We start from the raw sequence: 7,676 nt of genomic DNA, 5'->3' as shown, positions 1-7,676 counted from the left end.
GCGGTCGGTATGGTGGGCGTGAAGCGCAGATCTTCTCTTCTTTTCTCTTCTTTTCAAGTCAGGAGGGGCGAGTGGCACAGCAGCCGACGGGGCGAGCCGAAACGCAGGGGGGGTTCGGGTGGCCGGTGGAGCAGTTCTCCCTGGACAACGGCCTGCGTGTGGTGGTGTCCGAGGACCGCACGTCACCGATCGCGGCGGTCAACCTCTGGTACAACGTCGGGTCACGGCACGAGTCGGCCGGCAAGCACGGGTTCGCGCACCTGTTCGAGCATCTGATGTTCCAGGGCTCCTCGCAGGTGGGCAAGACGGAGCACTTCAGCATCCTGCAGGCGGTGGGGGGCGGGGCGGTGAACGCGACGACGAGCGCGGACCGCACCAACTACTTCCAGACGGTGCCGAGCGCGGCGCTGCCTACGGCGCTGTGGCTCGAGGCGGACCGGATGGGGAGCCTGGCGCTCACCCAGGAGAACCTCGACAACCAGCGCGAGGTGGTCAAGAACGAGCGCCGGCAGCGGTATGACAACGTGCCTTACGGGCGGTGGCACGAGATCCTGCTCACCCTGGCCTACCCGGAGGGGCACCCGTACCACTACTCCACCATGGGCTCGATGGCCGAGCTCGACGGCGCGGCGCAGTCGGACTTCACCGGCTTCTACGAGGCCTACTACTCCCCCGACAACGCGGTCCTCACGGTCGTCGGCGACACCGACGTGGCGCAGGTGCGGGAGCTGGCACAGCGTTACTTCGGCGGGCTGCCGGCCCGGCCTCGGCCCTCGCAGCGCTCGGTGGACGCGCTGTCGGCGAGCCTGGACGGGCCCAAGCGGCTCGTGCTGACCGAGCAGGTGCCGCTGCCGCGGCTGTTCTTCGGGTTCCGCGGGACGCGGTTCGGATACTCGGGCTCCGCCGCGGAAGAGGTGCTGGCCACGGTGCTCGGGCGGGGGCGCGGGGCGCGGCTGTTCACCGAGCTGGTGACGCGGCGTGAGTTGGCCCAGGCGGAGGGCGGATACCTCGCGGCCTGGCAGTTCGCCTGGCACGAGTCGCTGCTCTCCGGGTTCGCCACGCCGCGGGCCGGGGTGGACCCGGACGAGCTGGAGGCGGCGTACTTCGAGGTCTGCGAGCGGGCCATCGTGGACCTGCCGACGGAGTCCGAGCTCGACCGGGCACGCTCGATGCTGGCGGCGGACTGGGCGCGGGAGCTTTCCGCGGTCGGGTCGCGGGCGGACCAGCTGGGCCGGCACGCGGTGCTGTTCGACGACGCGGGCGCGATCCGCGACCGGCTGCCGGAGATCCTCGCGGTGACGGCCGAGGACGTGCGCGCGGCGGCGGAGCGGGTGTTCGCGCCGGAGAACCGGGTCACGCTGGAGTACCGGGTGGCCGGGGCGGACGAGGACACGGCGGGCGCACAGAGCGACGGCGCGGCCGGGGCGGTCGCGTCCGGGGACGAGGGCGGTTCGGCCGCCCCGACGACGGAAGGGAACTGACGTGACGTCACCCGAGTTGGCCACGCGCCCGGCGGTGGCCGCGCAGCGGCCCTACGTCTTCCCCGAGGTGCGCAAGCTCTCCCTGGCCGGCGGCGACGTGATCGCGGCGCACCTGCCGGGGCAGCCGATGGCGTGGATCGGACTGGTGCTCGGCGGCGGTGCGCTGGCCGAGCCGGCGGCGGCGGACGGCGCGCAGGCGCTGGACGGGCTGGCCCGGGCCACGGCGGGGCTGCTGGACGAGGGCACCGAGCGCTTCAGTGCGGACGAGTTCGGCGCGGCGGTCGAGTCGCTCGGCGGGCAGTGGGGGGTGGACGGCGGCTGGCAGAGCACGAAGGTGTCACTGGATCTGCCGGTGGCCCTGGTCTCCGCGGGCGGCGAGCTGCTGGCCGAGGCGGTGCGCCGGCCGGCGTTCCGCGACGCCGAGGTGCGCCGGTTCCTCAACGACCTGGTCGCGGCCAAGCAGGAGAGCTTCGCCCGGCCGGGAGTGCGGGCGCAGCAGGCGCTGCGCAACGCGCTGTACGGCGAGACCTCCCGGTACGGGCGGCTGGCCGGCGGTACGCCGGAGACCGCGGCGGCGCTGGACGCGGACGCGGTACGCGCGTTCCACCGGGACTGGCTGCGCGGCCCGGGGACTCTGCTGGTGGCCGGCGACCTGGACCTGATCGATCTGGACGTGCTGGCGGCCGTGGTCTTCACCGACGCGGTGGGCCCGACCCTGGTCACCCGGGACGGCGAGGCGCCGGTGGGCGATCCGGCCCGGCTGGTGATCGCGGACCGGCCCGGCGCGGTGCAGTCGACGCTGCGGATAGGGCATCCGACCGCGACGCGCGGGCAGCTGGCCGCGGCCGGGATCGATGTCACGGCCCTGCGGCTGGGCAGCACGATCCTGGGCGGCTCGTTCAGCTCTCGGCTCAACCAGGAGCTGCGCGAGGTCAAGGGGTACACCTACGGCGCGCACGGCTCGTTCGACCTGGGCAAGCCGCAGGGCATTTACTCGTTCAGCACCGAGGTGCGCACCGACTCCACGGCGGCGGCCGTGGCGGACACGCTGCGGATCATCAACGATTTCGTGGAGCACGGCGCGAACGCGGAGGAGCTCGAGCAGACCCGCTCGTACCTGGCCGGTGCCACGCCGATCGGGCTCCAGGGCCCGGGCGCGGTCGGGCAGCGGCTGATCGAGATGGTGCGGCACGAACTGCCGGGCGACTTCGTGACGACCGAGCACGCGCGGATGCTCGAGCTGACGCTGGACGAGGTCAACGAGGCGGTGCGCGCGGTGCTGCGGCCGGCCGACCTCGTGGTCGCGGTCGAGGGCGACGAGGCCGTGGTGGGGGCGGAACTCACCAAGGTCGTGCTCGGAGAGAAGTAGGCGTACGTACAGGCGTCGGCGCCCCCGCGGAGAGGATTTCCGCGGGGGCGCCGACGTTTTTCGGCGCGCGGCAGAGCCGGCATGGGGGTGAAGGGAACGGACGTTGAGTCAGGGCCGAAAACGACCGGGTGGGCACCGAGGGGCCCGGTACTTCGGGCGTTTCGGGTCGTGGACAGCGGATGCCGGGGCGGGGAGGGCTGTGCTAGCTTTTTGCCCAAGGTCATGAGTACCAGCGACAAGCCCCGGCTCGCTGGTCGGCAACCCTTCGTCCGCGATGGGGTGCCCCGGGTGAGGACCGGGCCGTGCGGCAGGCGCACGGCAAGCGCGGATTCGCGGTGGCCCATACGCGCCGGTACGTGACTCTTCGAGCCCGTATCGCGCGACGAGGCGGTCATCCGTTTCCCTGGAAACCCACTGGGGTGACTGGCTATGACCGACAGCATGACTGTCTCTGTTTCCACCGAGTGCGTCGACGCGCTGCTGCCCGTCGTCGGCGCCGGACTGCCGGTGCCGCTGGTGACCGGCACCGCCGTGCCCTATGCGAACCTCGACTGCGCCGCGTCGGCGCCGGCGCTGCGCGCGGTGGCCGAGCTCGTGGCCACGGCACTGCCGTACTACGCCTCCGTCCACCGCGGCGCGGGCTACGCCTCGCAGGTCTCCACGGCCCTGCTGGAGAACTCCCGCGCGTGTGTGGGGCGCTTCCTCGGCGCGCGCGAAGAAGACGTGGTGGTCTTCACCCGCAACACCACCGACGCGCTCAACCTGCTGGCGCACTGCGTGCCGGCCGGCGGGTCGGTGCTCTACCTGGACATCGAGCACCACGCGAACCTGTTGCCCTGGCAGCGGCGCGGCGACGTGGTGCTGGAGGCCGCGCCGACGCTGCGCGAGACGCTGACGGATCTCGAGGCCGCGCTGGCGGCGACGCCGACCGCGCTGGTCGCGGTGACCGGGGCGTCGAACGTCACCGGGCAGGTGCTGCCGATCGCCGAGCTGGCCGAGATCACGCACCGGCACGGGGCCCGGATCGCGGTGGACGCGGCGCAGCTGGCGCCGCACCGCCGGGTCTCGCTGCGGGAGTCCGGCGTGGACTACCTGGCGCTGTCCGGGCACAAGCTCTACGCCCCGTACGGCGCGGGCGTGCTGGTCGGGCGGCGGGACTGGCTGGACGAGGCGCCGGCCTACCTGGCCGGTGGCGGCGCGGTGCGCGAGGTCGGGCTGGCGGGCACGGACTGGGCTCCGGCGCCGGCGCGGCACGAGGGCGGTACGCCGAACGTGCTGGGCGCGGCGACGCTGGCCCGGGCCTGCGAGGAGCTGGCGACGGTCGGCGGGGCGGCGCTCTCGGCGCACGAGGAGGCGCTGCGGCAGCGGCTGCTCGCCGGGCTCGCCACGCTGCCGGAGGTCAAGGTTCTGCGGATCTGGGCGCAGGAGGACGAGCGCGCCGAGGGTGCGGAGCGCGAGGACTGTATCGGCGTGGTCTCCTTCACCGTGACGGGGTATCACGCGGGCTGGCTCGCGGCCTATCTCTCGGCCGAGCACGGGATCGGGGTGCGCGACGGGCGGTTCTGCGCGCACCCGCTGCTGGCCCGGCTCGGGCTCGGCGCGGACGGGGCGGTGCGCGCGTCCTTCGGCGTGGGCTCGAGCTCGGCGGACGTGGACCGGCTGGTGCAGGCGCTGCGGACGCTGCTGACCGAGGGCGCGCAGACGGACTACGAGCTGGTCGAGGGACGTTACGCGCCGGTGGGCGACACGCGTCCGATCCCCGACTTCGCCGGACCGCGCTCGACCGTCTCCTCGCCCTGCCAGTCCGACTGACGCCGACTCAGGCGATCGGCGCGATCAGCGCGATCGGAAAACCCGAAGACCAGAGATTCTGAGACCTGACTCCGGCGCGGTCTGGCCGACGAACACCCTCCGGGTCTGTTCGCCGGGCAGCCGCGCCGGCACCTTCTCGTCCACGTCCACCTGCAGCGCGAGCTCCACGTCCGCCTCGAACCCGCGGGCGCGCAGTTCCCGCGCCGAGACGCATCCGGCCAGGTCGTCGAGGACTTTCCCGGTCTCCCAGAGTCCGGCGGCCAGGCGCGCCTCGGCCGAGAGGGAGTAGCCGAAGTCGGTCAGCCGCGCGCAGACGGCGCCCGCGCCGGCCCAGTCCTCCACGGCCGGCCGGCGCCCGCCGGTGCCCGGCGCGGCCGAGGTCCAGCGTTCGCCGCAGGCCACCACGGTCACCCGGCCGGCCAGGGTCGATCCCATGAACGCGGCGACGAGGTGCGCGCAGGCGGTGGCGTTGCGCAGGCCGCCGATGAGCAGCGCGGGGGCGGTGGATCCGGCCTGGACCGCGGCCGCGCCATCCGGTGAGGTGAACACGACGCGCTGGCCCGGTTCGGCGGTGGTCAGGCTGGCCGGGGACAGGGAGAGCAGGCCCGGTTCGGCTCGGCGCCGACGGGTGAGGGAGCGTGCGCCGAGCAGCACGGAGGCCTGTCCTGGGCCGCCCATCTCCTCGATCTCGGCGTCGCTGTAGACCAGACAGGTGAATGCGCGCGCGACCGCGATGGACATGGCGGTGGAGAGCGAGAAGACGTCCACCACGACCACCACGTCGCCGCGGGCGGCCGCGAGCGCCGCACCCTCGGGACCCCACTCCACGTGAACCGAGCTGTCCGGCCACGGGTCGAACCCGTCCTCGGGGGCGCGCGCCCACCCGGGCACCGTCCGCAGATCGTCGCCCATCGTTTCCCTCCCTGACCCGCACCGACCGCCGCCGACCCGCACTGACCCGGCGCGCCGGCCCCGCCCGGCGAGCACATCGTAGTCCTGGTATCAGGGTTCTCCTGACGGTTCTCCGGAGGCCTCGTCGGTGGGCGAGAGTGAGGCGAGGTAGCGGCCGACGCCAGCCACCGCGACCGCGCCCTGGCCGATGGCCGAGCTGATCCGCTTGACCGTCCCGGCCCGTACGTCGCCGGCCGCGAACACGCCCGGGACGGAGGTCTCGGCCGGCATCGGCGGGCGGTCCTCGGGCCAGGAGGCGGGCAGCCGTTCCGGGCGGCGGGCGACGTCCACGTCGGTCAGCACGAATCCGAACTCATCGACACCCACCGCCTCGCGTGCCCAGTCCGAGCAGGGCACGGTGCCGAGCAGCACGTAGAGGCTCGAGGCGGGCACGGACTCGGTCGCACCGGTGGGCACGTCGAGCAGGATCACCTTGTCGAGCCGGCCGTAGCCGCGTACCTCGCCCACCTCGCTGTCGCAGACCACGCGGATGCGCGGATGTGCCAGCACCTGCTCGGCCAGGTCCTCGCGCACGCCCGCGTTGCCGAGGGAGGATTCGCGCACCACGAAGACGACGGACCTGGAGTGTTCGGCGAACTCCAGCGCGCCACGGGCCGCCGCGTCGCCGACCCCGGCCACCACCACGTCCTCGCCGGCGACCTGCCGGATGTCCAGCTTCGTGTAGCCGTAGTAGACCCCCGCGTTGAGCAGGTCCTCGGCGCCGGGGGCGTCCAGCCTGCGCCAGGTCATGCCGGTGGCCAGCAACACGGCGCGCCCGACCACGACCGCCTCGTCCCCGAGCATCACCCGGTGCGCGCCGAGCCGGGGCAGCAGCGCGGTGGCCACCTTGCCGCTGCACCAGTGCACGCCGAGGCGCTTGGCCTGGGCCAGGGCGCGGTGGGCGAAGTCGGCACCGGTCAGGCCGGCCGGATAGCCGAGGTGGTCCTGCAGGTGGACACTGCCGGAGGCCTGGCCGCCCGGGCAGTCGTCCTCGATGATGGCCACGCTCAGCCCGTCGCAGGCGGCCGCGACCGCCGCGGACAGGCCGGCCGGGCCGCCGCCGACCACGACCAGGTCGTAGCTCGCGCGGGTGGCCGGCTCGGTCAGGCCGAGGGACTCGGCCAACTGGGCGATGGAGGGGTCGTAGAGCGCGCGGCCGTCGTCGAGCAGGACGGTGGTGGGGGCCGGGCTCGGCAGGTTGAGGTCTCTGGCCATGGCGATGGCCTGCGGGTCCTCGGACAGGTCGAACCAGGTGAAGGGGACCAGCGAGCGGGTCAGGTAGTCCTTGATCACGTACGAGGTGGCCGAGTAGCGGTGGCCGAGCACGGTCACGCCCACGCTGGAGCCGGCCGCGTGCGCCTCCCAGTCCGTGAGCAGGTCGTCGACCAGCGGGAAGAGCCGGTCGGCGAGCGGCTCGGCGGGGAGCATGAGGTAGCGGTCGACCTGGGTCTGGGTGATGGCCTGGACGGTGGCCTCGGCGTCCGCGGGCCGGGCCATCACGATCCGGCGGGTGGTCGGCGAGGCCGCCTTGACGTGGCCGAACAGTTCCACGGCCGAGCCGTCGGGCAGCCGCAGCAGGCTCACCACCAGGGCGATCGGGGTGCCGAGGGTGAGCGCGTGGGCGAGCACGTCGGAGGCCTCGCGCAGGCCGGCCGCGGCCAGCACCCGGTACTGCGCGGCGAGGTGGCCGCGCAGATACTCGACGAGTTCGTCGCGTTCCACCGCCTCGTCGTGCACGACGAGCACCATGGGCGCGGCGGCGGAGAAGTTCGGCAGGTCCGCATCCATGCTCCCAAGCTATGCCGGGGCGGGCGGTGTCGCCTGCCGGGCGGACGAGGGCGGCGACGACGGGACGAGGGCGGCGCGACGGAACAAGCGCGACGGGACGGGCCGCCCGCCGCACGTCGTCGCCCGCTGGGGCGATGCGGGGCGGGACGGGTCGTAGAGCGCGCGGCCGTCGTCGAGCAGGACGGTGGTGGGGGCCGGGCTCGGCAGGTTGAGGTCTCTGGCCATGGCGATGGCCTGCGGGTCCTCGGACAGGTCGAACCAGGTGAAGGGGACCA

5 protein-coding genes, 1 pseudogene and 1 riboswitch are annotated in these 7,676 nt (G+C 73.6%); of the genes and pseudogenes, 3 read left to right on the top strand and 3 right to left on the bottom strand.

What is annotated here, in order from left to right; translation table 11 throughout:
* The first annotated feature begins 125 nt into the window (after positions 1-125).
* The 3 genes from KDL01_RS36920 (at position 126) to KDL01_RS36910 (ending at position 4,662) form a co-directional block, all read left to right on the top strand.
* Entirely contained in the window at positions 126-1,481 is a 1,356-nt protein-coding gene (locus KDL01_RS36920; RefSeq protein ID WP_307846765.1) for a M16 family metallopeptidase, read from the top strand.
* A 1-nt stretch (position 1,482) separates the two neighbouring features.
* Positions 1,483-2,850, top strand: a complete 1,368-nt coding sequence (locus KDL01_RS36915) for a M16 family metallopeptidase (RefSeq protein ID WP_212533360.1) — start codon at positions 1,483-1,485, stop codon at positions 2,848-2,850.
* 218 nt (positions 2,851-3,068) lie between these two features.
* A riboswitch (SAM riboswitch) is annotated at positions 3,069-3,181 on the top strand.
* A 110-nt stretch (positions 3,182-3,291) separates the two neighbouring features.
* Complete coding sequence (locus KDL01_RS36910; protein ID WP_212533359.1) at positions 3,292-4,662, top strand: aminotransferase class V-fold PLP-dependent enzyme; 1,371 nt, start codon at positions 3,292-3,294, stop codon at positions 4,660-4,662.
* Between the two features lie 24 nt (positions 4,663-4,686).
* On the opposite strand, the gene KDL01_RS36905 is transcribed toward KDL01_RS36910, so the two are convergent.
* From KDL01_RS36905 to KDL01_RS36895, 3 genes and pseudogenes are all read right to left on the bottom strand, one after another.
* On the bottom strand, positions 4,687-5,574 hold the full coding sequence (locus KDL01_RS36905) for a 2-phosphosulfolactate phosphatase (RefSeq protein WP_212533358.1): 888 nt from the start codon (positions 5,572-5,574) through the stop codon (positions 4,687-4,689).
* Between the two features lie 90 nt (positions 5,575-5,664).
* Positions 5,665-7,401, bottom strand: coding sequence for an NAD(P)/FAD-dependent oxidoreductase (locus tag KDL01_RS36900; RefSeq protein ID WP_212533357.1), 1,737 nt, complete (start codon positions 7,399-7,401; stop codon positions 5,665-5,667).
* Positions 7,402-7,410: 9 nt separating this feature from the next.
* Positions 7,411-7,676: pseudogene (locus tag KDL01_RS36895) on the bottom strand (hypothetical protein); the annotation flags it as partial.

The organism is Actinospica durhamensis (assembly GCF_018139695.1).
In the GTDB taxonomy this organism is placed as follows: Bacteria; Actinomycetota; Actinomycetes; order Streptomycetales; family Catenulisporaceae; genus Actinospica; species Actinospica durhamensis.
The sequence above is the reverse complement of the archived record's forward strand: the minus strand, read 5'-3'. Positions and strand labels throughout refer to the sequence as shown.